Source organism: Ruegeria sp. HKCCD8929 (genome assembly GCF_013031405.1).
Taxonomy (GTDB): domain Bacteria; phylum Pseudomonadota; class Alphaproteobacteria; order Rhodobacterales; family Rhodobacteraceae; genus Ruegeria.
In genome coordinates this window covers 131,004-155,610 of record NZ_WPZY01000008.1, presented here as the reverse complement: position 1 = coordinate 155,610, position 24,607 = coordinate 131,004, and the positions used below count along the sequence as shown (strand labels likewise).

27 protein-coding genes are annotated in these 24,607 nt (G+C 63.1%); 12 read left to right on the top strand and 15 right to left on the bottom strand.

Translation table 11 applies throughout. From position 1 onward, the window contains the following. Positions 1 to 25 precede the first annotated feature (25 nt). Positions 26 to 691 carry a tRNA (5-methylaminomethyl-2-thiouridine)(34)-methyltransferase MnmD gene (gene mnmD / locus GOX53_RS14375; protein ID WP_171177485.1) on the bottom strand — a complete coding sequence of 222 codons (666 nt, stop codon included), beginning with the start codon at positions 689 to 691 and terminating at the stop codon, positions 26 to 28. 119 nt (positions 692 to 810) lie between these two features. Here mnmD and GOX53_RS14370 point away from each other — a divergent pair, with 119 nt between their 5' ends. Both GOX53_RS14370 and GOX53_RS14365 read left to right on the top strand, forming a co-directional pair. Further along, positions 811 to 1,845: an FAD-binding oxidoreductase gene (locus GOX53_RS14370; protein WP_171177483.1), complete on the top strand. Its 1,035-nt coding sequence runs from the start codon at positions 811 to 813 to the stop codon at positions 1,843 to 1,845. Then, entirely contained in the window at positions 1,842 to 2,318 is a 477-nt protein-coding gene (locus GOX53_RS14365; protein WP_171177482.1) for an N-acetyltransferase, read from the top strand. The genes GOX53_RS14370 and GOX53_RS14365 overlap by 4 nt, the downstream gene beginning before the upstream one ends. Here GOX53_RS14365 and GOX53_RS14360 read toward each other — a convergent pair. Then, a complete protein-coding gene (locus tag GOX53_RS14360) occupies positions 2,289 to 3,113 on the bottom strand; it encodes an acyl dehydratase (protein ID WP_171177480.1) in 825 nt (274 codons plus the stop codon). The genes GOX53_RS14365 and GOX53_RS14360 overlap by 30 nt on opposite strands. Positions 3,114 to 3,152: 39 nt before the next feature. On the opposite strand from GOX53_RS14360, the gene GOX53_RS14355 reads away from it, so the two are divergent. Beyond that, a complete protein-coding gene (locus GOX53_RS14355) occupies positions 3,153 to 3,560 on the top strand; it encodes a VOC family protein (RefSeq protein WP_171177478.1) in 408 nt (135 codons plus the stop codon). An 87-nt stretch (positions 3,561 to 3,647) separates the two neighbouring features. On the opposite strand, the gene GOX53_RS14350 is transcribed toward GOX53_RS14355, so the two are convergent. The 4 genes from GOX53_RS14350 to GOX53_RS14335 all read right to left on the bottom strand — a co-directional run bounded on the left by GOX53_RS14350 (position 3,648) and on the right by GOX53_RS14335 (position 6,977). Continuing rightward, positions 3,648 to 4,190 carry an NADPH-dependent FMN reductase gene (locus GOX53_RS14350; protein ID WP_171177476.1) on the bottom strand — a complete coding sequence of 181 codons (543 nt, stop codon included), beginning with the start codon at positions 4,188 to 4,190 and terminating at the stop codon, positions 3,648 to 3,650. A 158-nt stretch (positions 4,191 to 4,348) separates the two neighbouring features. After that, on the bottom strand, positions 4,349 to 5,017 hold the full coding sequence (locus GOX53_RS14345) for an OmpA family protein (protein ID WP_171177474.1): 669 nt from the start codon (positions 5,015 to 5,017) through the stop codon (positions 4,349 to 4,351). Between the two features lie 130 nt (positions 5,018 to 5,147). Further along, positions 5,148 to 5,843 carry a YafY family protein gene (locus GOX53_RS14340; RefSeq protein ID WP_171177472.1) on the bottom strand — a complete coding sequence of 232 codons (696 nt, stop codon included), beginning with the start codon at positions 5,841 to 5,843 and terminating at the stop codon, positions 5,148 to 5,150. 282 nt (positions 5,844 to 6,125) lie between these two features. After that, positions 6,126 to 6,977, bottom strand: a complete 852-nt coding sequence (locus GOX53_RS14335) for a bifunctional helix-turn-helix domain-containing protein/methylated-DNA--[protein]-cysteine S-methyltransferase (RefSeq protein ID WP_171177470.1) — start codon at positions 6,975 to 6,977, stop codon at positions 6,126 to 6,128. A 141-nt stretch (positions 6,978 to 7,118) separates the two neighbouring features. Between GOX53_RS14335 and GOX53_RS14330 the strand changes: the two genes are divergently transcribed. Genes GOX53_RS14330 through GOX53_RS14320 form a run of 3 tightly spaced genes read left to right on the top strand, consistent with a single transcriptional unit; the run spans position 7,119 to position 9,691 of the window. Further along, complete coding sequence (locus tag GOX53_RS14330) at positions 7,119 to 8,003, top strand: serine hydrolase domain-containing protein (RefSeq protein ID WP_171177468.1); 885 nt, start codon at positions 7,119 to 7,121, stop codon at positions 8,001 to 8,003. 57 nt (positions 8,004 to 8,060) lie between these two features. Then, positions 8,061 to 8,705 (top strand): endonuclease III, encoded by a 645-nt coding sequence (nth, locus tag GOX53_RS14325; RefSeq protein WP_171177466.1) that lies wholly within the window; start codon positions 8,061 to 8,063, stop codon positions 8,703 to 8,705. Further along, positions 8,702 to 9,691: an adenosine kinase gene (locus GOX53_RS14320; RefSeq protein ID WP_171177464.1), complete on the top strand. Its 990-nt coding sequence runs from the start codon at positions 8,702 to 8,704 to the stop codon at positions 9,689 to 9,691. Before nth ends, GOX53_RS14320 begins: the two co-directional genes overlap by 4 nt. Positions 9,692 to 9,766: 75 nt before the next feature. On the opposite strand, the gene GOX53_RS14315 is transcribed toward GOX53_RS14320, so the two are convergent. Both GOX53_RS14315 and GOX53_RS14310 read right to left on the bottom strand, forming a co-directional pair. Next, the gene (locus GOX53_RS14315) at positions 9,767 to 10,219 is read right to left on the bottom strand and encodes a GAF domain-containing protein (RefSeq protein WP_171177462.1); all 453 of its coding nucleotides are present in this window, start codon (positions 10,217 to 10,219) and stop codon (positions 9,767 to 9,769) included. 96 nt (positions 10,220 to 10,315) lie between these two features. Further along, positions 10,316 to 11,488: an acetyl-CoA C-acyltransferase gene (locus tag GOX53_RS14310; RefSeq protein ID WP_171177460.1), complete on the bottom strand. Its 1,173-nt coding sequence runs from the start codon at positions 11,486 to 11,488 to the stop codon at positions 10,316 to 10,318. A 99-nt stretch (positions 11,489 to 11,587) separates the two neighbouring features. Between GOX53_RS14310 and GOX53_RS14305 the strand changes: the two genes are divergently transcribed. The 3 genes from GOX53_RS14305 (at position 11,588) to GOX53_RS14295 (ending at position 14,181) form a co-directional block, all read left to right on the top strand. Further along, positions 11,588 to 11,926, top strand: coding sequence for an STAS domain-containing protein (locus tag GOX53_RS14305; protein ID WP_171177458.1), 339 nt, complete (start codon positions 11,588 to 11,590; stop codon positions 11,924 to 11,926). A gap of 21 nt (positions 11,927 to 11,947) precedes the next feature. Continuing rightward, positions 11,948 to 12,391 (top strand): ATP-binding protein, encoded by a 444-nt coding sequence (locus tag GOX53_RS14300; RefSeq protein ID WP_171177456.1) that lies wholly within the window; start codon positions 11,948 to 11,950, stop codon positions 12,389 to 12,391. Between the two features lie 212 nt (positions 12,392 to 12,603). Further along, positions 12,604 to 14,181 (top strand): gamma-glutamyltransferase family protein, encoded by a 1,578-nt coding sequence (locus GOX53_RS14295; RefSeq protein WP_171177455.1) that lies wholly within the window; start codon positions 12,604 to 12,606, stop codon positions 14,179 to 14,181. A 13-nt stretch (positions 14,182 to 14,194) separates the two neighbouring features. Here the strand turns inward: GOX53_RS14295 and hspQ are convergent, their stop codons facing one another. After that, positions 14,195 to 14,521 (bottom strand): heat shock protein HspQ, encoded by a 327-nt coding sequence (gene hspQ / locus GOX53_RS14290; protein WP_171177453.1) that lies wholly within the window; start codon positions 14,519 to 14,521, stop codon positions 14,195 to 14,197. An 81-nt stretch (positions 14,522 to 14,602) separates the two neighbouring features. Between hspQ and GOX53_RS14285 the strand changes: the two genes are divergently transcribed. Both GOX53_RS14285 and GOX53_RS14280 read left to right on the top strand, forming a co-directional pair. Beyond that, the gene (locus GOX53_RS14285) at positions 14,603 to 15,484 is read left to right on the top strand and encodes an AEC family transporter (protein ID WP_171177451.1); all 882 of its coding nucleotides are present in this window, start codon (positions 14,603 to 14,605) and stop codon (positions 15,482 to 15,484) included. 61 nt (positions 15,485 to 15,545) lie between these two features. After that, positions 15,546 to 16,127, top strand: a complete 582-nt coding sequence (locus tag GOX53_RS14280) for a lytic transglycosylase (protein WP_171177449.1) — start codon at positions 15,546 to 15,548, stop codon at positions 16,125 to 16,127. A 125-nt stretch (positions 16,128 to 16,252) separates the two neighbouring features. Here GOX53_RS14280 and GOX53_RS14275 read toward each other — a convergent pair whose 3' ends face one another. From GOX53_RS14275 to GOX53_RS14260, 4 genes are all read right to left on the bottom strand, one after another. Beyond that, positions 16,253 to 16,843, bottom strand: coding sequence for an outer membrane lipoprotein carrier protein LolA (locus GOX53_RS14275; RefSeq protein ID WP_171177447.1), 591 nt, complete (start codon positions 16,841 to 16,843; stop codon positions 16,253 to 16,255). Between the two features lie 41 nt (positions 16,844 to 16,884). After that, positions 16,885 to 19,806: a DNA translocase FtsK gene (locus tag GOX53_RS14270; protein ID WP_171177445.1), complete on the bottom strand. Its 2,922-nt coding sequence runs from the start codon at positions 19,804 to 19,806 to the stop codon at positions 16,885 to 16,887. Between the two features lie 14 nt (positions 19,807 to 19,820). Then, on the bottom strand, positions 19,821 to 21,002 hold the full coding sequence (locus tag GOX53_RS14265; protein WP_171177444.1) for an aminotransferase class I/II-fold pyridoxal phosphate-dependent enzyme: 1,182 nt from the start codon (positions 21,000 to 21,002) through the stop codon (positions 19,821 to 19,823). A 108-nt stretch (positions 21,003 to 21,110) separates the two neighbouring features. Beyond that, positions 21,111 to 22,439, bottom strand: a complete 1,329-nt coding sequence (locus GOX53_RS14260; RefSeq protein ID WP_171177442.1) for an amidase — start codon at positions 22,437 to 22,439, stop codon at positions 21,111 to 21,113. A 46-nt stretch (positions 22,440 to 22,485) separates the two neighbouring features. Between GOX53_RS14260 and GOX53_RS14255 the strand changes: the two genes are divergently transcribed. After that, positions 22,486 to 23,748, top strand: a complete 1,263-nt coding sequence (locus tag GOX53_RS14255; RefSeq protein WP_254446567.1) for an FAD-dependent monooxygenase — start codon at positions 22,486 to 22,488, stop codon at positions 23,746 to 23,748. A gap of 31 nt (positions 23,749 to 23,779) precedes the next feature. On the opposite strand, the gene GOX53_RS14250 is transcribed toward GOX53_RS14255, so the two are convergent. Together GOX53_RS14250 and GOX53_RS14245 are read right to left on the bottom strand one after the other, a co-directional pair. After that, positions 23,780 to 23,965, bottom strand: coding sequence for a Trm112 family protein (locus GOX53_RS14250; protein ID WP_171177438.1), 186 nt, complete (start codon positions 23,963 to 23,965; stop codon positions 23,780 to 23,782). Further along, on the bottom strand, positions 23,962 to 24,603 hold the full coding sequence (locus tag GOX53_RS14245) for an LON peptidase substrate-binding domain-containing protein (protein ID WP_171177436.1): 642 nt from the start codon (positions 24,601 to 24,603) through the stop codon (positions 23,962 to 23,964). Before GOX53_RS14245 ends, GOX53_RS14250 begins: the two co-directional genes overlap by 4 nt. Between the last annotated feature and the right edge of the window lie 4 nt (positions 24,604 to 24,607).

Genomic DNA, 24,607 nt, shown 5'->3' with positions numbered 1-24,607 from the left:
CCCGCCGGAATGTTGTTCTTTTGCGTCACGCTTTGATGGCCCGCGTCATGTGTCTTTTGCGGCCAAAGCCGGGGGAGCGTGTGACGGTAAAACCGGCCTCTTCCAACCCCCGGCGGACAAAGCCCGCTGCGGTATAGGTTGCAGCGGTGCCGGATGGTGCTGTGTGGTTTGCGACCTCGTGCAACAAATCCGACTCCCAAAGTTCGGGGTTCTTGGCCGGAGAGAAGCCGTCGAGAAACCAGGCATCCGCCTGTCCCGCCCATGCGGGCAGGGTTTGGCGGGCATCGCCTTCGATCACCTCAAGCCGCAAGGTGCCTAGATCACAAGCGCCGCCCTGCCAGACGGCCAGAAACCGATGGCTCCACTCGGCCAGTTCCGGAAAGGCGGCCAGCGCGCGGCCCATGTCCGTGGGCGTCATGGGGAAAGCCTCGAAACTGGTGAAGTGCAGGGGACCGCTCTGCCCCGATCGCTCCCATTCCGACCACGCGGTCAGCATGTTCAACCCGGTGCCAAAGCCCAGCTCGGCAATCCGGAAGCCGGGCGCGAACCGCGCCGGCAGGTCGTTGCCCGCCAGAAACACGTGCCGCGTCTCCTCCAGCCCGTTCTGGAGCGAGAAATACGGATCGTCAAAGCGCTCGGACACCGGCACCTTGTCTTCGATCCATGTCAATTTGGCGCGCTGGTCTGCCATCGGGTAATCCTGTAGCTAGAGCGCAATCCGAAAGATGGGAACAGGTTTTCGGGGCAAACTGCGCGTGAGACTGACAATCCGCAACGGCGCGACACTGAACAAGGAAAAGGGGATTGGCAATGGTCGATGTGACGGTGCGCGGAGCAGGGATTTTCGGCTTGTCCATCGCCTGGACCTGCGCCCGACACGGCGCCAAGGTCCGTGTGGTCGATCCCTTTGGCCCCGGCGCAGGCTCAAGCGGCGGCCTGGTCGGCGCGCTGGCCCCGCATGTGCCCGAGAACTGGAATGAGAAGAAGGCGTTTCAGTTCGACAGCCTGATCATGGCCAAGCCGTTCTGGGCTCAGGTCGAGGCCACGGGCGGCGTTTCGCCCGGCTATGCCCGCCTTGGCCGCCTGCAACCCATCGCCGACGACCGCGCGCTGGATCTGGCCCGACAGCGCGAGGGCTCGGCGACTGAGCTGTGGCAGGGTCAGGCCGACTGGCGGGTGGTACCGGTGGCCGATCTCGGCCCCTGGTGCCCCCCCAGCGCGACCGGCTATGTGATCCACGACACGCTCAGCGCCCGCATGCACCCGCGCCGCGCCTGCGCTGCCTTGGTGGCGGCGCTGGGGGTCATGGGGGTCGAAGTGGAGGCCGAGGCCCCGGATGCCGGACAGGTCATCCATGCCACCGGTCTCGCCGGGCTCGAAGAACTCAGCCGCGCCATGGGCAAGACCGTTGGCAACGGGGTCAAAGGACAGGCAGCGCTCTTGCGCTTCGATGCCGGTGAGGCGCCGCAACTCTTTGCCGATGCGATCCACATCGTGCCGCATGGCGACGGTACGCTGGCCATCGGCTCGACCTCGGAACGCGAGTATGACGATCCGTCCAGCACCGACACGGCGCTGGAAGACGTGATCGAGCGCGCCATGCGGGCGGTGCCGGTGCTGCACGGCGCCAAGGTGATCGAGCGCTGGGCCGGGGTCCGCCCCCGCGCCAAAAGCCGGGCGCCGATGCTGGGGGCGCATCCGCTCCAACCCGGTCAGTTCATCGCCAATGGCGGCTTCAAGATCGGATTTGGCATGGCCCCGAAAGTGGCCGAGGTGATGGCCGATCTGGCACTCGAAGGCCGCAACAACATCCCCGACGGTTTCCGGCCCGAGGCTTCACTATGAGCGTTTCGGACGCGCCCCGCCGCATCCTTGCCGACGACCCAAACCTTGCCGGTGTTCTGTCGCTGATCCGCACGAGCTTTGCTTATATGGAGGGCCGGATCGACCCTCCTTCCTCCATGCACCGCCTGACCATGGAAACGGTGCACCAGCAGGCCACCGAGGGTGAGATCTGGGCCATCGGTGCCCAGCCCGACGCCGTGATCTTCCTGACCCCGCATCCCGGATGCCTCTATCTGGGCAAGCTGGCAGTGGCTGAAGCGCGGCGCGGATCCGGGCTGGCGCGGCAACTGGTGGAACTGGCCGAGGCGCGAGCACAGGAGATGGGATTGGATGCGCTGGAACTGCAGACGCGGGTCGAGCTTGTGGAGAACCACGCCACCTTCGCCCGCATGGGTTTTGTCAAAACCGGGGAGACCGCACATCCCGGTTATGACCGGGCGACGTCAATCACCATGCGCAAGCGTTTGGGCTGAGGCGCGCGCCTGCATCACCTGCCGCCCATCCGGGCCGCGCACCCACAAATCCGGACCGTTCCGGCACAGGGTTGCGGTCTCGAAATGCATCAGCGGTGAGGAGGCGCGGAACGAGAATTCGGCCAGCGGCCCCATCAACTCCTCGACCATCAGTATCAACTGCTGCGCCAGCAGCGGGCCATGCACCACCAGCCCGGAATAGCCCTCAACATCACGGGCATAGTCCAGATCGTAATGGATGCGGTGTCCGTTGAAGGTGAGGGCCGAGTAACGAAACAGCAGGGTTGAATCGAACCGCACCTCACGCCGGTCGGTCTCATCTGTACGCGCGGTCGGGGGCACGGGGCGTGGCGCATCCGATGCCGGGTCTTCGCGATAGACCAGATCCTGCCATTCGGTGAGACACAGCGCACCCTCCTGCCAGATCTCGTGCCGCAGGGTGACAAACGCCAAAGGGCCGGTGCGCCCGATCTTTGTGGCGGCACTTTCCAGAACTGAGCGTTTCTCGGCCGGAATACCGGCTCGCAGATCCTGTTCAAAGCGCAATCGCCCTCCGGCCCACATCCGGCGCGGCAGGCCCATATCGGGGATCAGGCCACCGCCGACCCGAGGATGGCCGTCGCGGCCCAGCGTGTCGGGCCGACGCGGTGTCCAGAAATAGAGCTGATGAAAGAACGGCGGCAGCGGAGAGCCCGGTCCGATAGATGCCGACTGCCCCAGCGCCACCTCGAACGCGGCGGCGCGGGCCGGGTCCATCACATCACTTTGACTTTCGGACACCACATCGTCTTTCATGCCGCCGACCCTAGGTAGACCTGCCAAAAAGGACAAGCCATGCCCGCCGTCTCGGCCCTCGACCATCTCGTTCTGACCGTTGCCGACCTTGATGCCACCGTCGCCTTCTATTCCGACGTGCTGGGCATGAGCGCAGTCCAGTTTCACCCCACCGACGGCTCGACCCGCTGGGCGCTGAGCTTTGGGTCGCAAAAGATCAATCTGCACCCGGCCAGCGCGCCATTTGCACCGATGGCCGCGCACCCCGCGCCGGGAACGGCGGATCTGTGTTTTTTGACCGACACCCCGCTGTCAGACTGGCAGGCCCACCTGGCCGCGAAGGGCGTGACCATAGAGGAAGGACCAGTGCCCCGCACCGGGGCAACCGGCCCGATCCTGTCACTCTATCTGCGCGATCCCGACGGCAATCTGATCGAGATCGCCACTGTCGCCAACAGCACTTCGTAAAACTCCTGAATCACCCAGCGCTGCGTGAAATCAAAGATCTCAACGCGCTGGTTGATGCTGGTTGTGTCAGGTTTTTCGCGAAGTGCATCAACGTCCGATCTCGGCCCGCAGCTTCTCCATCAGTGTCTGCAATGTCTGGGCATAGCGGTCACTGGTCAGGTGACCATTCTCGTCGAACGCGTTCGAGCTGTTGGCCAGATGCACCTCGGGGCCCTGCAGGATGCACGGCTGGAACGGCACCATGAAACCGCGCAGTACCATCTGTGCCCGCTCGCCTCCGGCGCGGCCTGCTGCTGCCGACATCACCGCCACAGGCTTGTTCGCCCACGGGCTGCCTGCAGTGCGACTGACCCAGTCGAGCGCATTCTTCAGCACGCCCGAGGGACCCTTGTTGTATTCCGGCGTCGAGATGACCACCGCATCCGCTGCCGCGATCTGATCCGCCAACGCCTGCGCCGAAGCAGGAATGCCATCCGCCGCTTCAAGATCCCCATCGTAAAGCGGCAGGTTCAGATCCGCCTCGATATAGGTGCAAGGCCCGAACAGCCGAGCCGCTTCACGCAGCAGCTTTCGGTTGGTGGCCTCGCGGCGCAGTGAACCGGACAGACCAAGCAGGGTGTGATCAGACATTCGTGCCTCCGAAATACATCATTCCGACCATACCTAGCGGGTGGATGCGCCGAGCCAAACCCCTGACCGCGCGCAAGGCGTGTGGATTTCTGCATATCCTTCCAACCAAAAAAGAGGCCGCATGGTGCGACCCCTTCTCTTCGTCAGTTCTGGTGCGATCACGCGCTGCGCGGGATGATCACGATCTCGACCCGACGGTTCTGCGCCTTGCCCGCCGGTGTCAGGTTCGAGGCGATCGGGTTGTTCTCGCCCTGACCGATGGTCGAGATCCGGCCATAGGTCACGCCGCCGGCCTGCAGGATATCGGCCACCGCGTTGGCGCGGCGCTCGGACAGGCCCTGATTGTACCCGGCATCGCCATCGCTGTCGGTGTGGCCGATGATCTGTACGCTGGAGTCAGGATAGCGCAGCAAGTTCTGCGCCACCCTCTGCAGGTCGGCCCGCAGCGCCGGGCGAACCGTGTAGCTGTCGGTGTCGAACGTTATGTCGTTGGGCACCGAGACCACCAGCCTATCGCCGGTATTGGTGATGGTGATGCCATCATTGGCCAGCTGCTGGCGCAACTCGGCGGCCTGCCGGTCCAGCTGGTTGCCCGCGATGCCGCCCGCTGCGGCACCGATGGCCGCGCCGGCCAGAGCACCCAGCCCCGGGTCGGAATCGTTGGCAATGGCGCCAACCCCGGCGCCGACAAGACCGCCCAGTAAGGCGCCCTGCCTTGCGTTCTGGTTCGGGTCGGTTTGCGTGCTGAGGGTCAGCGGATCGGTGCAGGCACTCAGAACCAGTACAGCGCTCAGACCACTTGCCAGCGCAAATTTCGAAATCGTCATGGATTCACCTTCTGCTCAGGGACCCGGTTGGTTCGGGTTTGTTTCATTCCTGTCCTGTATAACACGGCGGATCAGAGCGGGCTCAAGCAACAATGCGGTGATATCGGCAATTCCCCGCCCAAAACTCAGCCTACTGAACCGTGGGGCCCCATTCCTCCCACCGGTCCTGCTCCTGCCAGATTTCGCGCAAGGTATTGCCCTGCCCGGTAAAACGCATCTCAAGCGGTTCACAGCTCCAGATCCGATCAACCCGGAAATTCCGGAACGCCTGCCGTAATTCGCACCAACCCGCCAGCATGGTGCATTCCAGGTGATAGATGAGCGCCACGGGGCGCACCACGCGGTCTGTCTCATTATCGTCGCCGTCCCGATAGGTCAGCCGCAGCTTGCGCTCCTCCCGGATCGCCCCGCGCAGCAGCGAAACCGAGACGCAGCCCCGCATCGGGTCGTCAGCAGGCGCCCCCCATGGCGCGACCTGCAACCAGTCCGCGGGGTCATGCAGCGCCTCGATCTTGTGGCAAATCCGCTGGGCCGCCTGCTGCAACGCGCTGTCCCCGGTTCGGGCCAGCATCGACAGGCCGACGCGCAGTGCCTCGACCTCTTCGGCATCGAAATTGAGCGGCGGCAGGTCGTAGCCGCGACGCATGACATAACCCAGCCCGGCCTCACCTTCGATGGGCGTGCGCATGGCTTGCAGGGCCGCGATGTCGCGGTAGATCGTGCGCACCGAAACCTCAAGCTGTTCGGCCAGCACCTCAGCCGTGACCGGACCATCAGCGGCGCGCAGAATCTGGATGATTTCGAACAGGCGGGTCAAACGACGCATGGATGTCTCCGTCAAGCTGCTGACAGCCTAGCACACCCCACTGACAACGGGATGTCAGGAGGGCTTGGCCATTATGAGACTGAGCCGAAAAACTGGAGGGAAGCAAAAGATGACCTTCTACGACAACCATGTCCTCATGACCCTGAAATTGGACCGTTGGTCCCAGGATCACTCTCTGCGCGCATACGAGATCGAACGTGAACTGGCGGCTCAGCGCGCACCCCAGCCGGTCAGACGCAGACGGAAGTTCTTGCTGGCTCCGTTCTGGCGGCGGAGTGTGGCCTAGGCCTCGGCCCGCGCTGCCTCATAGGCCAGCATGGCGCGTTTGACGGGCAGGCCCCAGTGGTAACCGCCCAGACCGCCGGACTTGCGCAGGGCGCGGTGGCAGGGGATCAGCCAACTGATCGGATTGCGCCCGACAGCGGTGCCCACTGCGCGCACCGCCTGTGGATTGCCGATGGTCTGCGCGATTTCGGAATAGGTGGTGACATGGCCCGAAGGGATGTGAAGCAGCGCCTCCCACACCTTGATCTGCAGGGGCGCCCCGATGAGGTAGAGCGGGGTCGGTTCCAGCCGGTCGCTGGCACTGCCGAAGGCGCTGAGAGCCCAGGGGCGCAGTCGCATCGGATCCTCGACAAACTCTGCCTTGGGCCAGCGCGAAAACAGATCCTCCATCGCCGCTTTCTCGCCTGTTTCGGCGGCAAAGCCGACACCGCAGATGCCCTTGTCGGTGCCCATCACTATGGCCGGGCCAAAGGGGCTTTCGAACCACCGCCAATAGATGCGCAGCCCCTCGCCCTTGCGGGCGTATTCGCCGGGGCTCATCGCTTCCCATCGGACAAAAAGGTCGTGCAGGCGGCCAGTCCCGGATAGTCCGACGCTGTGCGCCGCCTCAAGCGTCGTAAAACGATCTGCAAGCAGTGCCTTGGCATGGCCCAGCGTCAGATATTGCTGGAATTTCTTGGGCGAAACCCCGGCCCAGCGCGAAAACAGGCGCTGGAAATGCGCGGGGCTCATATTCATCTGCGCCGCGAGTTCCTCGAGCGATAGCGTCTTGTCGTTTTGATCGATCAGCTCGATCGCCCGGCGCATGACGCCATAGTGATAGCCTTCCTCACCGGTTCGAATATTCATGACACACCTCTTTGCGATTTGAGGTCAGTCTACCCCCTGCCCCACCGGGCACGCGACCCGGAACTTGCGCAACCGCATTTCTTCCCGGATCACCCTGACCTATCCTGCCGCCAATCAACGAACATGCATAGAGGTGACAGGGTGATTTCGGCGGCCATAGACCGGACAGGGGCTGTTCTGCTGGATGAAGGCGGGCCAGCCCTGTTTCCCTGGTGGAGTTTCACCAAACCGGTGATCGCCGCGCTTGTGCTGAAAGCCAGTGAACGCGGCCTGTGCGATCTGGACGCTCCTTACGACGATCACCCCTTCACGCTGCGCCAACTGATGCAGCACCGCACCGGGCTGCGGGACTACGGCCCGCTTCCGTCTTATGGCGCGGCTGTGGCAGCGGGTGAGGACCCGTGGCCGGTAGAGCAGGTATTGAGCGAAACTCGCTATCGGGAGCTGGCTTATCCTCCGGGCGAGGGCTGGATGTATTCCAACCTTGGGTATCTGCTGCTGCGCCAATTTCTGGAGCGGCTGCATGATATGCCGCTGCGAGACATCATCGAAACGCAGGTTTGCGCTCCTCTGGGCCTGTCGGCAAAGCTGGCTGAGACGCGAGCGGATTTCGACCGGCTGCTCTGGGACGCGAAAGGCTACCACCCCGGCTGGGTTTATCACGGCTGCCTGATGGGAACTGCGCTGGATGCGCTGCATTTGCTGCAAGCGCTGCTGCATGGCGATGTGCTTTCAGAGGCCAGCAAGGCGCAGATGCAGGCCCATGCGATGAACGGCCCGGCCATTCCCAGTCGGGTCTGGCGCAAAACGGGCTATGGGCTGGGTTTGATGATTGGCGAGGCCGATCCTGTCGGGCGCATTCTCGGGCACGCGGGTTGTGGCCCGTTCTCCGCCAATCTGGTGGCGCATTTCCCGGATGTACCGGACGGGCCGTTTGTGGCTAGCTTCTGTCCGGGCGGGGATGAAACTCCGGCGGAATTTGCCGCCGTTGCTGTCGCAAAACGGCACATCTCCCAGGATTCGTAGGGCCCCTGCGCCTATTTTCAATTGCGGCTCGTTTCGCCGCACGGCATTAAGGCCCGGATGGCAAAGCAACTCGATTATCATACGATCCGCGAGATTTTCACGCGGTTTCAGGCAGCCGAGCCCGAGCCGAAAGGCGAGCTTGAGCATGTCAACGTCTACACGCTGGTCGTCGCCGTGGCACTGAGTGCGCAGGCGACGGATGCGGGCGTAAACAAGGCCACCCGGGCGCTGTTCAAGATTGCCGACACGCCGCAAAAGATGCTCGATCTGGGCGAGGACAAGCTGATCGAGCATATCAAAACCATCGGGCTTTATCGCAACAAAGCCAAGAACGTGATGAAACTGTCGCGTATTCTGGTCGAGGAGTACGGCGGCGAGGTCCCCAATTCGCGCGCGGCGCTGCAATCGTTGCCCGGCGTGGGGCGCAAGACCGCCAATGTAGTTCTGAACATGTGGTGGCGGCACCCGGCGCAGGCGGTGGACACCCACATTTTCCGCGTCGGCAACCGCACCGGCATCTGCCCCGGCAAGGACGTGGATGCCGTCGAACGCGCCATAGAGGACAACATCCCGGCCGATTTTCAGCTTCACGCCCATCACTGGCTGATCCTGCATGGCCGTTATCACTGCAAAGCACGCAAGCCGATGTGCGGCACCTGCCTCATCCGCGACCTGTGCCAATTCGAGGACAAGAATCTATGAAAACCTACCAGCTCGTCGGCATCGGCAATGCCGTCGTGGACGTCATCTCGCAGAGCGACGACAGCTTTCTCGACCTCATGGGGATCGAGAAAGGGATCATGCAACTGATCGAGCGCGAGCGGGGCGAAGTGCTCTATGCCGCGATGGACAGCCGGGTGCAGACACCGGGCGGTTCTGTGGCTAACACCATTGCGGGTGCAGGCGCGCTAGGGCTGGATTCCGCGTTCATTGGCCGGGTCCATGACGACGCTTTGGGGCGGTTCTACGCGGATGCGATGAACGAGGATGGGGTGGATTTCGTGAACCCGCCGGTCGCCGGTGGCGAGTTGCCCACATCCCGGTCGATGATCTTCGTCTCGCCCGATGGCGAGCGGTCGATGAACACCTATCTGGGGATCTCGTCGGAGCTATCGTCGAAAGACGTCTCCAAGGATGTGGCGGGGAACAGTCAGATCATGTTCCTCGAGGGCTATCTGTTCGACAAGGACAAGGGCAAGACCGCTTTCATGGAAGCGGCGCGTGATTGCCACGAAGGCGGCGGTAAAACCGGTATCGCGATCTCGGACCCGTTCTGCGTTGAGCGGCATCGGGCGGATTTTCTGTCGCTGATCGAGAACGATCTGGATTTTGTGATCGGCAACGAAGCCGAAATCCGATCGCTCTATGAAACCGACGATCTGGAAGAAGCATTGACCAAAACCTCGGCCATCTGCCCGCTGGTCATCTGCACCCGTTCCGGCGATGGTGTGACTGTGCTGAGCGAAGGAAAGCGGATCGACGTACCGGTGGAAAAGGTTGTGCCGGTGGACGCGACCGGCGCGGGCGATCAGTTCGCCGCCGGGTTCCTGTTCGGGATGGCAACGGGCCGCGATCTGGAGACCTGTGCCCGCATCGGCTGCGTCTGCGCCCGTGAGGTGATCAGTCATATAGGTCCACGGCCCGAGGCAAACATGCTGGAACTCCTGCGTACGGAAGGGCTGCTGTAGCTGCACCGCTAGGCCCCTTGGCCGGGGCCTGTCTGTCCGACGGGCCCTGTTGCAGGCCGACCCTGTAACGGCTCGCTATCCTGCGAAGGTCTGCGACAAAATCGCGGTCAGCACCTGGGCGTCCGTCTGGCTGAACGCATCCGCCTGATCGCTGTCGATGTCGAATACCGCGATGATATCTCCGCTCGCGTTTCGAACAGGTAAGACGAGCTCGGACCGGGTGGACGAGGCGCAGGCGATGTGGCCGGGGAAGGCATCGACATCCGGCACCAGTTGCACTTCGCCCGTGCGGGCGGCAGCGCCGCAGACGCCCCGGTCGAACGGGATCATCAGACAGCCATGGCCGCCCTGATAGGGTCCGATCTTGAGCAGGCCCGGTTCGGTGACGCGGTAGAAGCCGGTCCAGTCGAACCGGTCGTCGGAATGGTGCACCTCGCAGGCAACCGTGGCCATCAGGGCGATCTCATCGGTTTCGCCTTCGGTCAGCGCGGCGATGGTCTTGGCGAGCGTGTCGTAGTCGGCGGTCATGTCGGTGCCTTTGGTCGAGGTCGGCTGAGGGGGCTGTCTGCCCCCTCTTGACCCAAGGGTCAATTCACCCCCGAGGATATTTTCGAACAGAAGAAGTCATGGGCGTTCGATCGCGATGGCCGTGCCTTCGCCGCCACCGATACAGATGGCAGCGACACCGCGTTTGAGGCCACGCTTTTCCATTGCGTTGAGCAGGGTGACCATGATGCGGGCACCCGAGGCGCCGATGGGGTGGCCCAGCGCACAGGCGCCACCGTTGACGTTCACCTTGTCGCGGGGAAGGCCCATTTCGCGCATGAAGGCCATGGGAACGACGGCGAAGGCCTCGTTGACCTCCCACAGGTCCACGTCATCCTTGCTCCAACCGATGCGGTCGAGCAGTTTCTGCGCCGCCGGGACCGGAGCGGTTGTGAAAAGGCCGGGCGCCTGCGCGTGACTGGCATGGCCCATGATGCGGGCGCGGACGGTGAGACCCCGCGCGTCGGCAGCCTCGGCGGAGGCCAGCACCAATGCGGCGGCACCATCGGAGATCGAGGAGGAGTTGGCCGCCGTCACTGTGCCGTCCTTGCGGAAGGCCGGTTTCAGGGTAGGGATCTTGTCGGGGCGGGCGGATTTGGGTTGCTCGTCGGCTTCGTGAGAGAGGTCGCCCTTGCGGGTCTTGACGGTGACCGGGGTGATTTCGCCATCGAACGCGCCGTTTTCCTGAGCCGCCAGCGCGTTGGAGAGGGATTGCAGTGCGTATTCATCCTGCTCTTCGCGGGTGAACTGGTAGGATTCGGCGCAGTCCTCGGCGAAAGTGCCCATCAGGCGGCCCTTGTCATAGGCGTCTTCGAGCCCGTCGAGGAACATGTGGTCGATCACCTGACCATGGCCGATCCGGGCACCGCCGCGCATCTTGGGCAAGAGGTACGGGGCGTTCGTCATGCTCTCCATCCCGCCTGCGATCATAGTGTCCGCATGGCCCAGCGCGATCTGGTCGAAGGCCATCATCGCCGCCTTCATGCCCGAGCCGCACATCTTGTTGAGCGTGGTTGCGGGCACCCCTTCGCCCAGACCGGCAGCAAACCCCGCCTGCCGCGCGGGGGCCTGGCCTTGCCCGGCGGGCAAAACGCAGCCCATCAAAACCTCGTCCACTGTCTTTGTCCCTGCCCCGGCAAGTGCGGCACGGATGGCGGCTCCGCCCAGTTCCGCAGCCCCAACGCCATCGAACATGCCCTGAAACCCACCCATCGGGGTGCGTGCCGCGCCTGCGATCACAACCTCTTTCATTCGCAAATCCTCCTGATCTCGGGAAGATGAATACCGAATGGTAAGAATTGCCGTCTAGCGTATTTCTACGGAACTCGTGCAATTTGGAGGACCCCGGATATGAGCCTGACCAGTACCGTGACCGGCGATGCGCAGATCATCACGGTCAATGCCGACCGGATCGACGCGGCGATGGCCATTCAGTTTAAGGAGGATATGCGCAGCGAAACCGACGGTGGGCCGGAGCGGGTGATTCTGGATCTGTCGGGGGTCAGTTTCATCGATTCCAGCGGCCTGGGGGCGATTGTTGCGTCGATGAAGCAGCTTGGCGGGGCGCGCAGGCTGGATCTGGCCGGGCTGACGCCGGTGGTGGAGAAGGTGTTTCGCCTGACCCGCATGGACACGGTGTTCAACCTGTTCCCATCCCTTGATGACGCCCTGACCGAAGACGCCGGTTGAAGCGCCCGGGAGTTGAGCGGCGTGGACCAGAACGGATTTGAATTATCCTTCCCGGCGACCGAGGTCGAGGCAAGCGCGGGGATCGCAGCGCTTGCGGAGCAGCTTAGCGAACAGGGGCTGCCCGAAGCCCATGCCGGCGATGTACGGATCGCCCTGGCTGAAGCAATCAACAATGTGGTTGAACATGCCTATGTCGGTGTCGAAGCCGCACAGGTTCAGGTGAATTGCGCCTTGCGGGCAAATTGGCTGGAGATTCGAATCTCGGACACGGGCCTGCCGTTACCGGATAGGCAACCGCCGGAGGGTATTCCCGCAAGCGTTGAGACCGAGTTGCAGGATTTGCCCGAGGGCGGGTTCGGCTGGTTTCTGATCCGCCAACTGGCCAGCGACATCCGGTACGAACGGCGCAAGGGCTTTAATCACCTGTTTCTGAGGTTTGATCTGCTGAGCTCGTCCAATGGTTAGAGGCGAGCCACAATAAGGCCCAAATCGCACCATTGTGCCGCCGCAAACCGATTTCATACATTGACTTGTAGCTCACCAAAGCTTCCCTCGGCGCCAAGCGTCACAGCCCCCACCCAGTGATCGGCGCCGAGGCTACCCTCCCCCAGACATTGTTATTGGACATCCGCGGTTTAGGACCTAACCTCCGCTCGTTTGATTGGGGGAACTGGCACATGCGCGATTTTCACATGCCGGGCCGGTCCGAGGTTCTGGCGACCGAAGGGATGTGCGCAACGTCCCATCCGCTGGCAGCTCAGGCGGCGCTGGATATTCTCAAGGCTGGCGGCAACGCCGTGGACGGGGCGATTGCCGGGGCAGTGCTGCTCGGGATCTGCGAGCCGCAGATGACCGGTATCGGCGGCGATTGTTTTGTGCTGTACAACTGCCCCGGCAAGACAGCGGTGCGCGCTCTAAACGGCTCGGGCCGCGCCTCTGCGGCAGCTACGGCCCAACCATTGCGGGAATGCGGGCTGGCAGACGTACCTTTAGGCAGCGCCCATGCGGTGACCGTGCCGGGGGCGGTAGATGCCTTTTGCCATTTGTCCGAGTCCGAAGGGCGACTGGGCCTCGACGCGCTGCTGCAACCCGCCATTCGCTATGCCGAAACCGGGGTCCCCGTTGCCCCGCGTGTCGCCAGCGACTGGGTACTCGGGGCGCCTACACTGCAGGAGACTGCGCGGGATCATTATCTGGTCGATGGCCATGTGCCGAATATCGGTCAGGTCTTTCGCACCCCCAAACAGGCCGAGGTTCTGCGCCGGATCGCACAGCAGGGCCGCGACGCCTTCTATACCGGTGAAATTGCCGAGGACATGCTTGCCGCGCTCACAGCGCTGGGTGGGGTGCATACAGCCGAGGATTTCGCCGCCACGCGCTGCACGGAGGCCGAACCAATCAGCGGCATCTACAAGGGCACCGAGTTGGTCGAGCATCCGCCCAACGGTCAGGGCGCCACAGCGATCCTAATGCTCAATATCCTGAGTCATTTCGACATCGCCGGGATGGACCCGCTGGGCTCTGAACGAGTTCACATCGAGGCCGAGGCTGCCAAGCTGGCCTATGACGCGCGCAATCGCCTGATCGCCGATCCGGATCATACCACCCGCTTGGAGCATATGCTGGCGCCGGAAACGGCGGCGCGACTGGCGGCGCTGATCGACCCGGCTCGCGCCATGCCTGCCGCTGCACCGCTGACCGAGGCGGTGCACAAAGACACGGTCTATATCACCGTGGTCGACCGCGACCGAATGGCGGTGTCGCTGATCTATTCGATCTTCCACAGCTTCGGCTCGGGCATCGCGTCCGAAAAATTCGGCATCCTGCTGCAAAATCGCGGCGCCGGGTTCACGCTGGAACCGGGGCATCCGAACGAATTGAGCGGCGGAAAGCGGCCGATGCACACGATCATCCCGGGGATGTTGCGCGAAAATGGGCGCATCACGATGCCGTTCGGCGTGATGGGCGGGGCCTATCAGCCCAACGGACACGCGCGGTTTGTCTCGAATCTGAACGATTTCGGGATGGGCCTGCAGGCCACCATCGACGCCCCGCGTGCCTTTGCCGATGGCGGCGTGCTGAAACTTGAGCGCGGCTATTCTGACACTGTCCGCCAGCAGCTTTCGGATCTGGGTCATCGGATCGAGACACCGGACACCGCCATCGGTGGCGCGCAGGCGATCCACATCCGCGAGGACGGCGTGCTTGAAGGCGCCAGCGATCCACGCAAGGACGGCTGTGCGCTCGGGTACTAGGCCGGTGTGCCGGTCAATTCAGGTTGAAATGCAAGGGGTAAGAGCCATCTTGGAACGGTCCGAACATGTCGGGGATGTCGGGATGGTCCACCGGTTCGCCCGAACTGTCGGCGATCAGGTTCTGTTCGGACACATAGGCCACATAATAAGTCTGATCGTTCTCGGCCAGCAGGTGGTAGAACGGCTGTTCCTTGATGGGGCGGCTGTCCTCGGGAATCGCCTCATACCATTCTTCGGTGTTGGAAAACTCTGGATCCACGTCAAAAACCACCCCCCGGAAGGGATGTTTCTTATGACGGACCACCTGGCCCAGATGATACTTGGCTCGCGTCTTCAACATGATTTCAGCCCCCGCGGCTGTTACTAACCCCATGCTACAGCAAATGTCCAACAATTGATCTGAATTCTGGGGAAACAGTCTGTGAACCTCGCCCTTACAGTGCTCGAGATTGTGGCACCGGTGTTCCTGCTTGCAGCCTTGGGCTTTGGCTGGGTCAAGATGGGATTTGAATACCGTATCCAGTTCGTGACCCGTCTGGCGACGACTTTGGCAGTCCCTTGTCTGATCTTTGTGGCCCTCATGCAGACCGAGATCGCGGGGGGCGATCTGACCCGGTTTTCGCTGGCTGTGATCGGCGCGAATCTGGCGCTGACCGTGGTGTTCTGGGTCTTTGTTCGCACCACCGGCCTGAACCGGCGCACCTATCTGCCGCCGCTGATCTTTGGCAATACCGGCAATCTGGGCCTGCCGCTGTGCATCTTTGCCTTTGGGCAGGCGGGGCTGGGATATGCGGTGATCTTTCTGTCGGTCACCGCGCTCTGGTCGTTTTCCTACGGCATCTATCTGGTGGCCGGGCGCGGTTCACTGGGCAAGGTGGTGCGCGAGCCGATGGTTTGGGCCACCATTCTGGGGGCCCTGTTTTTGTGGCGTGGTTGGCAGACGCCGGTGTTTCTGACCAACACGCTGGAGTTGATTGGCCAGATGGCAGTGCCGATGATGCTGATCACTCTGGGTGTCGCCGTGGCGCGGCTGACCACGGGCAAGCTGGGTCAGGCGATCTGGCTGTCGGCGATAAAGCTCGCCATTTGTTTCGGGTTGGGCTGGGGTATCGCCCTGGCCTTTGACCTGGACAAGGTGGCGTTTGGTGTTCTGGTGGTGCAGATGTGCACGCCGGTGGCCGTCACCTCGTATCTGTTGGCCGAGCGGTTCGGGGCGGATTCGGATGCCGTGGCCGGAATGGTCATGGTTTCGACATTGCTGGCAGTGGGCGCGTTGCCGCTGGTATTGGCGCTGGTGCTGTAGCGTTTGTGATTCCCTCAGTCCGCAAAATGCGCTAAACTTGCACAAAAAAGGCAAGAGGCACATGAGCAGATCTCTTTGCGCACTGTTTGCAGTGCTTGTTCTCGCGACCTGCAGTGGCGGGTCCAAGGCGCCGCCGCGTAATCTGGACAATGCGTGCAGCATTGCCCGGGAACGTCCGGATTATATCAAGGCGTTCCGGAGCACCGAGCGGAAATGGGGCGTGCCGGTGCATGTCCAGATGGCGACCATCTATCAGGAAAGCCGTTATCGCGCGAATGCCCGCACGCCGCATAAATACGTGCTGGGCGTGATCCCGATGGGTCGGCAGAGCAGCGCCTATGGGTTCAGCCAAGCGCTTGATGGCACGTGGGAGCAATACCAGCGCGAGACCGGCAAGCGCCGGGCCAAGCGGGACCGTATCCGGGACGCTTCGGATTTCATGGGTTGGTACATGAATAAAAGCTACGAGCGGAACGGCATCCATCCATCGGATACCCGCAACCAGTACCTGGCCTATCACGAAGGTCACACCGGTTATGCCCGGGGCACCTATAACAGCAAGTCGTGGCTGCTACGGGTAGCCAATGACGTGGATGCGCGTGCCAAACTCTATCAGCAACAACTGGCCAGCTGCCGTATTTGATCGGCGGCTGACTCACACGTCCTATAGCACTTCGCGAAATACCTGAATCACCCAAGGCTGCCTGAAATCGGAGATTTTGGGCGCCTTAGGTGATGCCGGGTGCGTCAAGTTTTTCGCAAAGCGCCTTAGCGATCCGACGATGGTTTCCCGCTGGAAAACAGACTCGGATTGAGGCGTGCGCCTTTTTCAAGCTGCCCCAGGATCACCGTCGTCTTGGTGCCTGCGCTGTCATGGACCACCCATTTGCGCAACTCCACCGGATCGGCGGTGAACATCATCTCGATGCGGCCATATTCGGGGTTCTTGGGGTCCTGCGCCGTCACCACAGTCGCGGTGCCATCAAAATCGTGTCCCACCACCATGTTGGCCTGGCGCAAATTCACATTTCTTGCCAGGACAATGGACAGCGGCGTGCGCTTCAGCGGATATTGCTCGGGCGGTTGGTTCGATTTCGGGTCGTGGATGATCACGGTCCCGGCGCGCGCCGTAACCACGCCGCGATCCGGCGGGTCGTATTCGAACCGCATCCGACCGGGCCGCTGCATCCACAATTTGCCGGTGCTCAGCGATCCGTCATCATTGACCTGAGTAAAGGTGGTCTGAACGGTACTCAGCCCGTTCAGATAGTTCGAAATCTCGGACAGGGGCAGCTTGTCGGCGGCCCAGGCGGCGGGCGCCGCCAGTGTCAGGGCGAGAGCAAGGGCAAACTTTTTCATGTGACCTCAGATAAGCACTTTGCCCCGGATTTGAAGCACTCTTACTGCTCGGGGACAAGGATCTCGCGCTTGCCAACGTGGTTGGCCGGCGAAACTACGCCTTCCTCCTCCATCTGCTCAACCAGCCGCGCGGCCTTGTTATAGCCGATGGCCAGTTTCCGCTGGATATAAGAGGTCGAGCACTTGCGGTCCTTGATCACAATCGCGACAGCGGTGTCATAAAGCGCATCCTCGCCATCGGTGTTGCCGCCAGTGTTCAGCCCCAGCACCGCGTCGATATTGTCGGCCTTTTCTTCATCCGGGCCTTCAACGACACCTCCGATATAGTCCGGTGGGCCAAAGGCCTTGAGGTGGTTCACGACCTCTTCGACCTCTTCATCCGACACGAACGGGCCATGGCAGCGAGTGATCTTGGCGCCGCCAGCCATGTAGAGCATGTCACCCTGCCCCAGCAGCTGTTCGGCACCCATTTCGCCAAGGATAGTGCGGCTGTCCACTTTCGAGGTCACCTGGAACGAGATCCGGGTCGGGAAGTTGGCCTTGATCGTGCCGGTGATGACATCCACCGACGGGCGCTGCGTGGCCATGATCAGGTGGATGCCCGAGGCCCGCGCCATCTGCGCCAGACGTTGAATGCAGGCCTCGATTTCTTTGCCGGCGACCATCATCAGGTCGGCCATTTCGTCGACGATGACGACGATATAGGGCATCGCCTTGGGCTCGAATTCCTCGGTCTCGAACACCGGTTCGCCGGTTTCATCGTCAAAGCCGGTCTGGACCGTGCGCGAGAACATCTCGCCCTTGGACAGCGCATCCTTCACCCGGCCGTTGTAGCCTGCAATGTTGCGCACGCCCATCTTGGACATCTTGCGATAGCGGTCCTCCATCTCGCCGACGACCCATTTCAGGGCCACGACTGCCTTTTTCGGGTCGGTCACAACCGGGCTTAGCAGATGCGGGATGCCGTCATAGACGCTGAGTTCCAACATCTTGGGGTCGATCATGATCAGGCGGCACTCTTCCGGCGTCAGCTTGTAGAGCAGCGACAAGATCATCGTGTTAATCGCCACCGACTTGCCCGAACCGGTCGTACCCGCAATCAGCAGATGGGGCATCTTGGCGAGGTTGGCCACGACGGAATCGCCACCGATATCCTTGCCCAGCGCCAGCGGCAGGGCGTGATTGCCATCGCCGAAATCGCGGCTGGCAAGGATTTCGCGCAGCACCACCATCTCGCGATTGTCATTGGGCAGTTCGATGCCGATGACCGAGCGGCCCGGCACGGTCGAAACACGCGCGGACAGGGCCGACATCGAGCGCGCGATGTCATCGGCCAGGCCGATGACGCGGGAGGCTTTCAGGCCCGGCGCCGGTTCCAACTCGTACATGGTGACGACGGGGCCGGGGCGAACGCTGACGATCTCACCCTTTACGCCGTAGTCGTCCAGCACGTTCTCCAGCATCCGCGCGTTTTCTTCCAGCGCCTCGTCACTGAGGTGGTGGCGTTGGATGTTTGACGGGTTGGACAGCAGGCTGAGCGGTGGCAGCTCAAAATCGGCTGCGTTGTCTTCGAAGGACAGGGCGGGCTGCGCCTCAGCCTGCGCGCGGCGCGAGGGTTGCGGCGCGCGTCGCACGGGCTGCGCCACCACCGGCTTGCGCGGTTCGGCCACGGGGATCGACGCGGCGGGCACCGGGCGGGTCACTGGCGCCGGTTCACCTTCGAAGACCGCCTTGGGATCGGGATCATAATCCTGATCGAAATCTGCATCGGGCTGTGCCGCATACTCCGCAGGCTCAGGCTGCATCCATACGGGCACCTCACCGGCTGTCACCGGGGGTTCCGGCGGCAGGCCCGCGGCGGTCAGCGGCGGTTCGGGCGGCAGGTCGGCACTCTGCGTGCTCAGCACCAGCGGATCGGGCCCCCGGCCCCGGCCCTTGGTCAGCGGACGGTCCGGATCGGGCTCGGGCGCCTCGACGCCAGCAGCCAACTTGCGCGAGCGCACGGCGGCGGAAATCTTGGAGCGGATGCGATCCTCGCCTGGCATTTCGTCGATATCGCCGAGCGGCACGGGTTCGATCAATTCCGGTTCGGGCATCGGCTCGGGTCGGCGTATCAGCGCGGGCATGCGGGACAGCAGGCCGCCTTTGGGCTCAGGCTCGGGCATATCGAACTCGGGCGCTTCGATCAGCGGGTCGGCATAGGCGAACTCATCCCCCATCGCGGCCTCGGCCCCCATGGCGCGTTCGGCGGCCCGGCGCTCGGCCCATTGCGCGCGGCGTTGGCGGGCGGCTTGCGCGGTGGCCGAGGCGCTACGTCCCAGCATGGTCATCAGCGCGTCATAGGTCACCACCAGCCCCAGCAGGAAGGCGCGGAAGCCACGTTTGACATCCACCATGGTGAAGCCCAGCACGAAGGCGCCCAGCGCCAGCATCCCCAAGGCCATCATCAGCGACATCAGTTTGACCATGAAATGCGACGAGATCGGCAGCAGCGTCAGCAGCGCGCCCATCACGGTGTCACCGAAGAGGCCACCCAAACCAAAGCTGTGCGTCGCGCGCCATTCGGCGCCAGGAACCAGCGTGGCAGCATAGATCGACACCACGGCGATCCAGATCGGCGCAAAGATCAGCCGCGCCACCGCGCGCTCCTCACCCGCATGGACGGCAAAACGCAGGCCCCAGCCGACCAGCACCAGCGCGATGCCCCAGCTGCCCCAGCCTACGATCATGAACAAGGGCGCGGCGATCGAGGCACCGATCCGGCCCATCCAGTTCTGCACCGGCGCATCGGTCGAGACCATCCAGTTCGGATCGTCCGGCGTATAGGACCCGATCATCCCCGCGGCGGCCAGGCCCAGCAGGATCAGCGCGATGCCGATCAGTTCCTTGCCCCGCTTTTCGATGGCCGCCTGCGTCGTGCTGTCCAGCAGGGGATCGCGGTTGCGCGCGTTATAAGATGCCATGCTACCCTCGTACCTTACCTATAGATGCAGTCGCGCAGCGTGATCAGCCCGCGCCGCAACTCTGTTTTTGGGGCCACCATAGCGGCCCGGAGGTATCCTTCACCCGGGTTCTGTCCCGGTTCACCTTGGGCAAGATAGGCGCCGGGCAATACCCGGACCCCCGTTTCCTGCCAGAGTTTCAATGCCGTCGCCTCTCCGTCATCGACGGGCAGCCACAAGAAGAACCCAGCCTCGGGCGGCATATAGCCCTGAACGCCTGCGAAAATCTCGTCGGCGATGGCGTATTTCTCCTGATAGAGCGCCCGGTTTTCCCGAACATGCGCCTCATCGGCCCAGACCTTTGCCGCCGCCGCCTGCAGGGGCGCGGGCAAGGGCGCACCGGAATAGGCGCGCAGTTGCTTGACCCGCTTGATGGTCTCGGGCCCGCCCGCAATCAGACCCGAACGCAGGCCCGCCAGATTCGAGCGTTTCGACAGTGAATTGAACAGCGTGATCCGCTCGGGGTCTGCACCCAGTTCCTGCGCCACAGTCAGCACGCCGGTCGGAGCGTCGTTGCGGTAGATCTCGGAATAGCATTCGTCGGCGAAGACGCGGAAATCGTACTGCTCGGCCAGCCGGATCAGCTCGGCCCAGTAGTCGCGCGAAGCAACCGCGCCCTGCGGGTTGGCGGGTGAGCAGATATAGGCCACGGCGGTGCGGTTCAGCGCATCCTCGGGCAGCCCGGCGTAGTCCGGCAGGTGGCCCGTCGCGGCGGTGGCCGGTACGAAATGCGGCTCGGCTCCGACGGAAAGCGAGGCCACCATATAGACCTGATAAAACGGGTTGGGACACAGAACGATGGGCTTCTGCCCGTTCTTCTGCTCAGGACACAGCGCCATGGCGGCGTTATACAACCCCTCACGCGTGCCGTTCAGCGCCATGACGTTGGTCTCGGGGTTCAGCATCACGCCATAGCGGCGCGCGATCCAATCGGTGATGGCGCCGCGCAATTCGTCCGAGCCATCGTTGTTCGGATAGCCCTGAAACCCGGCGGCATTTTTGACGATTACATCCGTAACCCAGCCGGGAAACGCATGTTTCGGCTCGCCAATGGTCATATGCACGACCTCACCGCCCGGCTCGTGATGGTCGAGCAAGACGCGAAGACGCGGGAATGCATATGCCGGTAGGTTCGAGAACCGCTCGGGGAAATTCATCACAACTGCCTCAATTACGGGATCATTACCGCCCCGTTTGAGATCAAGTTACAGCCCGCACCCCGCTTCGTCCAGACAAAGCGGTGTCGAAACAGGGGATTGTGGCATTCAGGTCAGCGCCGCTTCGACCGCCGCACCAACGCGCAACAACATCTCTTCGGTGTCAGGCGGGCTGAGCAGCATGAGGCCGCAGGACGGGGTTCCGGTGGGCAAGGTCAGCGCCGCCAACCCCATCAGGTTGCCGATCCGCGTATTGCGCAGGGCTAGCAGGTTTTCCGCGACGAAATAGTCGTGATCGTTCAGCAGGCGCTCCAGATTCGGTGGCGTGATCGGCGCTGTCGGGGCCAGAACCGCATCGAATCCGGCGGTGGCGGCATCCCAGGCCGCTCGGCAGCTTTCCAGCATGGCCCAGGCCGCCACATAATCCGGCCCCGAATAGTTGCGCCCGGCCCGGAAGCGTTCGAGGATTTCCGAGAACATCGCCTCTGGGTTGGCCTCGATCACGTCGCGCCACAGCCCGTAAGCCTCGGTGGTATAAAGCACACCGCTCAGTTCGATCGCGTCCGCAAGCTCGGGCACTTCCAAGGGTACGATCTCGGCACCGGCATCGGCGAGCCGTTGCACCGCGCCTTCATAGACCGTGCCGGGCGCATCGCGCAGGTCGTCCAGCGCGACGGTTTGCAGGGCAGCAAAGCGGCGGCCCTTGAGCGAGATGCCGCGCAGATCGGCAGGCGTTCCGCCTTCGAGCAGCGCCAGCATCTGCGCTGCATCCTCGACCGAGCGCGCCAGTGGTCCCACCGTGTCGAATTTCAGGCAAAGCGGTACGACGCCTTCAAGGCTGATGCGCCCGGATGTGGTTTTCAGACCCACCAGATCGTTCCACGCCGATGGGATACGCACCGATCCGCCTGTGTCGGACCCGATCCCGCAAGCAGCGAGGTTCCACGCCACCGAGGCCCCGGCGCCCGAGGACGATCCGCCGGGCACCGCGGCCTCGTCATGAACGCAGGGCGGCGTGCCGGTGATCGGGTTCAGGCCCAGCCCGGAGAACGCCAACTCGCTCATATGCGTCTTGCCGAGACAGACCGCGCCCATCGCGGTGGCATTGCGCAGCACCACGGCATCGGTGTCCGGCACCCGCCCCTTGAGCAAAGCCGAGCCCGCCTCGGTTCCCACCCCGGCAGTGTCAAACAGGTCTTTCCAGCTGATCGGCACCCCGTCGAGCAGCGACCGGCGCAGGCCCAGCTTGGCACGCTCCTGCGCCGCCTTCGCCTCGGCTCGGGCGCGGTCGTGGGTGACGCGGGCATAAATGCGGTCGCGATGGGGGTGGGCGTCGATGGCGTCCAAGTAGCATTCGGTCAGGTCCACCGCGTCGATCTCGCCCGCGTCGATCCCCCGGCCCAGATCGCTTGCGGTCATCGTCAGCCAATCCTGCATCGCACCCTCCCTCGCGTTTCCCGCGACGGTAGCGACAGGACTGCACATGGACAATCCCGAATGGGCGCGCATATTGCACGTCATGGACAACACATCCGATATCCTGATCGTGGGCGGCGGGCTGAACGGCCCCGCCCTGGCCCTGGCACTGGCGCAGACCGGGCATTCGGTGACGGTGATCGACGCCTTAGCGGAGAAGGTGCGCAAGAACGCCGCCTTTGACGGGCGGGCCTATGCGCTGGCGCTGGCCTCGCAACGGCTGCTGGCGGCCATCGGAGTCTGGGACCGGGTGGCTAAGCATGCCCAGCCGATGCTTGAGATCAAGGTGACCGACGGCCATGCGGGCGCGGGCCCCTCGCCGTTTTTCATGCATTTCGATCATGCGGAAATCGAAGAAGGCCCGATGGGCTACATGGTCGAGGACCGCCACCTGCGCCGCGCCTTTCTGGACGCGATGGCCGAGGAGAAGCGGATCACCCAGATCAGCGGCAAGACCGTGGTCTCGCAAGAGGCCGACGCCACCGGCGTGAGTGTGACGCTGGACGATGGCTCGGATCTACGCGGAGGTCTGCTGGCCGGGTGTGACGGACGGCGTAGCGGCACCGCCCAGCGCGCCGGGATCAAGCGGACCGGCTGGGATTACGGCCAGACCGCGCTGGTCTGCGCCATCGAACACGATCTGCCGCATCACGGGGTGGCGCATCAGTTCTTCATGCCGCCGGGGCCGCTGGCGATCCTGCCGCTGACCGGCAACCGCAGTTCCATTGTCTGGAGCGAACGCACCGAAATGGCGCAGCGCATTAACGCTATGTCCGAAGCCGATTATCTGCAGGTTCTGCGCCCCCGCTTTGGTGACTTTCTGGGCGAGATCCGGCTGCAGGGCGACCGGTTCACCTACCCGCTGAACCTGACCATCGCGAATTCCTTCATCAGTGAGCGAATGGCACTGGTGGGGGATGCGGCCCACGGGATGCACCCCATCGCCGGGCAGGGCTTGAACGCCGGTCTGCGGGACGTAGGTGCGCTGGCCGAGGTGCTGACGCTGGCCAGACGGCGGGGTGAGGATATCGGCGCGACCCTGGTTCTGGAGCGTTATCAGGAGTGGCGCCGGTTCGACACTGCAACACTGGCGATGGCGACAGATGTGTTCAACAGGCTGTTTTCGAACGACAATCCGATCCTTCGGATGGGCCGCGACATTGGCATGGGTATTGTCGGATCGCTACCCGGCCTGCGCCGTGGTTTCGTACGCGAGGCTGCCGGGCTGACTGGAGACCTGCCGAAACTGCTGCAGGGGCGCGCTATCTGAGCCGCTCATCCGCCCTTCCGGGCGTGCTCGCTCAGTCCAGCGTGCGCGCCTCATCCACCAGCATCACCGGGATACCGTTACGGATGGGAAAAGCGAGGCCCGCCCCCCGGGACACCAGCTCCTGCCGCTCGGCATCATATTCCAGCGTGGCGTGGGTCTGCGGACAGACCAGCGCTTCGAGCATGCGGCGATCGAAATCGGGTTGGGTTTCGGTCATTGCAGGGTTTCCTCGTTTGAGCCACCGCGCAGGGCGAACTCGATCAACGTAACCAGCGTCTCGCGCCGGGTGGCCAGGCAAGGCGCCTCAAGCAGGGCCTGTTTGTCCTCGGGGTCGAAATCCAGCAGCATCGACAGCGAATTGACCAGCAATTCGTCGTCGGCATCCTTCAGCGTCTCCCAATCGGTCGAAAGCTGTTTGGCGCTGAAGAACCGCTCGAGCAGGCGCAGGAACCGCATCCGGTCAAACTCCTGATCGGCCTCGGCGCGTCCCAGATCGCGTTCGAACCCGTTCCAACACACTTCGCAACGCCGGTAGGGGGTGAACCCCTCAACCTCGGACCGGACCCGGAACCGGGAAATACCGCTGAGCGTAATCAGATAGCGCCCATCCTCGGTTTCGGAAAATTGGGTGACGCGCCCGGCGCAGCCGATCATGTGCAGCTTGTCGTCGCTGCTCTGGCACGGGTTGGGCTGCACCATTCCGATCAGCCGCTGCGGCGTTTTCAGCGCATCGTCCAGCATCTGCAGGTAGCGCGGCTCGAAGATGTGCAGCGGCAGGCGCGACCGGGGCAGCAACAGCGCCCCGGGCAACGGGAAGACCGAGATCGTATCCGGCAGATCGGCGGGGTGCATCATGTAC

What these genes read in the sequence shown, in the direction of transcription:
- mnmD (WP_171177485.1), bottom strand. Translation starts at nt 691, where the DNA reads ATGGCAGACCAGCGCGCCAAATTGACATGGATCGAAGACAAGGTGCCG.
- GOX53_RS14370 (WP_171177483.1), top strand. Translation starts at nt 811, where the DNA reads ATGGTCGATGTGACGGTGCGCGGAGCAGGGATTTTCGGCTTGTCCATC.
- GOX53_RS14365 (WP_171177482.1), top strand. Translation starts at nt 1,842, where the DNA reads ATGAGCGTTTCGGACGCGCCCCGCCGCATCCTTGCCGACGACCCAAAC.
- GOX53_RS14360 (WP_171177480.1), bottom strand. Translation starts at nt 3,113, where the DNA reads ATGAAAGACGATGTGGTGTCCGAAAGTCAAAGTGATGTGATGGACCCG.
- GOX53_RS14355 (WP_171177478.1), top strand. Translation starts at nt 3,153, where the DNA reads ATGCCCGCCGTCTCGGCCCTCGACCATCTCGTTCTGACCGTTGCCGAC.
- GOX53_RS14350 (WP_171177476.1), bottom strand. Translation starts at nt 4,190, where the DNA reads ATGTCTGATCACACCCTGCTTGGTCTGTCCGGTTCACTGCGCCGCGAG.
- GOX53_RS14345 (WP_171177474.1), bottom strand. Translation starts at nt 5,017, where the DNA reads ATGACGATTTCGAAATTTGCGCTGGCAAGTGGTCTGAGCGCTGTACTG.
- GOX53_RS14340 (WP_171177472.1), bottom strand. Translation starts at nt 5,843, where the DNA reads ATGCGTCGTTTGACCCGCCTGTTCGAAATCATCCAGATTCTGCGCGCC.
- GOX53_RS14335 (WP_171177470.1), bottom strand. Translation starts at nt 6,977, where the DNA reads ATGAATATTCGAACCGGTGAGGAAGGCTATCACTATGGCGTCATGCGC.
- nth (WP_171177466.1), top strand. Translation starts at nt 8,061, where the DNA reads ATGGCAAAGCAACTCGATTATCATACGATCCGCGAGATTTTCACGCGG.
- GOX53_RS14320 (WP_171177464.1), top strand. Translation starts at nt 8,702, where the DNA reads ATGAAAACCTACCAGCTCGTCGGCATCGGCAATGCCGTCGTGGACGTC.
- GOX53_RS14315 (WP_171177462.1), bottom strand. Translation starts at nt 10,219, where the DNA reads ATGACCGCCGACTACGACACGCTCGCCAAGACCATCGCCGCGCTGACC.
- GOX53_RS14310 (WP_171177460.1), bottom strand. Translation starts at nt 11,488, where the DNA reads ATGAAAGAGGTTGTGATCGCAGGCGCGGCACGCACCCCGATGGGTGGG.
- GOX53_RS14305 (WP_171177458.1), top strand. Translation starts at nt 11,588, where the DNA reads ATGAGCCTGACCAGTACCGTGACCGGCGATGCGCAGATCATCACGGTC.
- GOX53_RS14295 (WP_171177455.1), top strand. Translation starts at nt 12,604, where the DNA reads ATGCGCGATTTTCACATGCCGGGCCGGTCCGAGGTTCTGGCGACCGAA.
- hspQ (WP_171177453.1), bottom strand. Translation starts at nt 14,521, where the DNA reads ATGTTGAAGACGCGAGCCAAGTATCATCTGGGCCAGGTGGTCCGTCAT.
- GOX53_RS14280 (WP_171177449.1), top strand. Translation starts at nt 15,546, where the DNA reads ATGAGCAGATCTCTTTGCGCACTGTTTGCAGTGCTTGTTCTCGCGACC.
- GOX53_RS14275 (WP_171177447.1), bottom strand. Translation starts at nt 16,843, where the DNA reads ATGAAAAAGTTTGCCCTTGCTCTCGCCCTGACACTGGCGGCGCCCGCC.
- GOX53_RS14270 (WP_171177445.1), bottom strand. Translation starts at nt 19,806, where the DNA reads ATGGCATCTTATAACGCGCGCAACCGCGATCCCCTGCTGGACAGCACG.
- GOX53_RS14265 (WP_171177444.1), bottom strand. Translation starts at nt 21,002, where the DNA reads ATGAATTTCCCCGAGCGGTTCTCGAACCTACCGGCATATGCATTCCCG.
- GOX53_RS14260 (WP_171177442.1), bottom strand. Translation starts at nt 22,439, where the DNA reads ATGCAGGATTGGCTGACGATGACCGCAAGCGATCTGGGCCGGGGGATC.
- GOX53_RS14255 (WP_254446567.1), top strand. Translation starts at nt 22,486, where the DNA reads ATGGACAATCCCGAATGGGCGCGCATATTGCACGTCATGGACAACACA.
- GOX53_RS14250 (WP_171177438.1), bottom strand. Translation starts at nt 23,965, where the DNA reads ATGACCGAAACCCAACCCGATTTCGATCGCCGCATGCTCGAAGCGCTG.
- GOX53_RS14245 (WP_171177436.1), bottom strand. Translation starts at nt 24,603, where the DNA reads ATGATGCACCCCGCCGATCTGCCGGATACGATCTCGGTCTTCCCGTTG.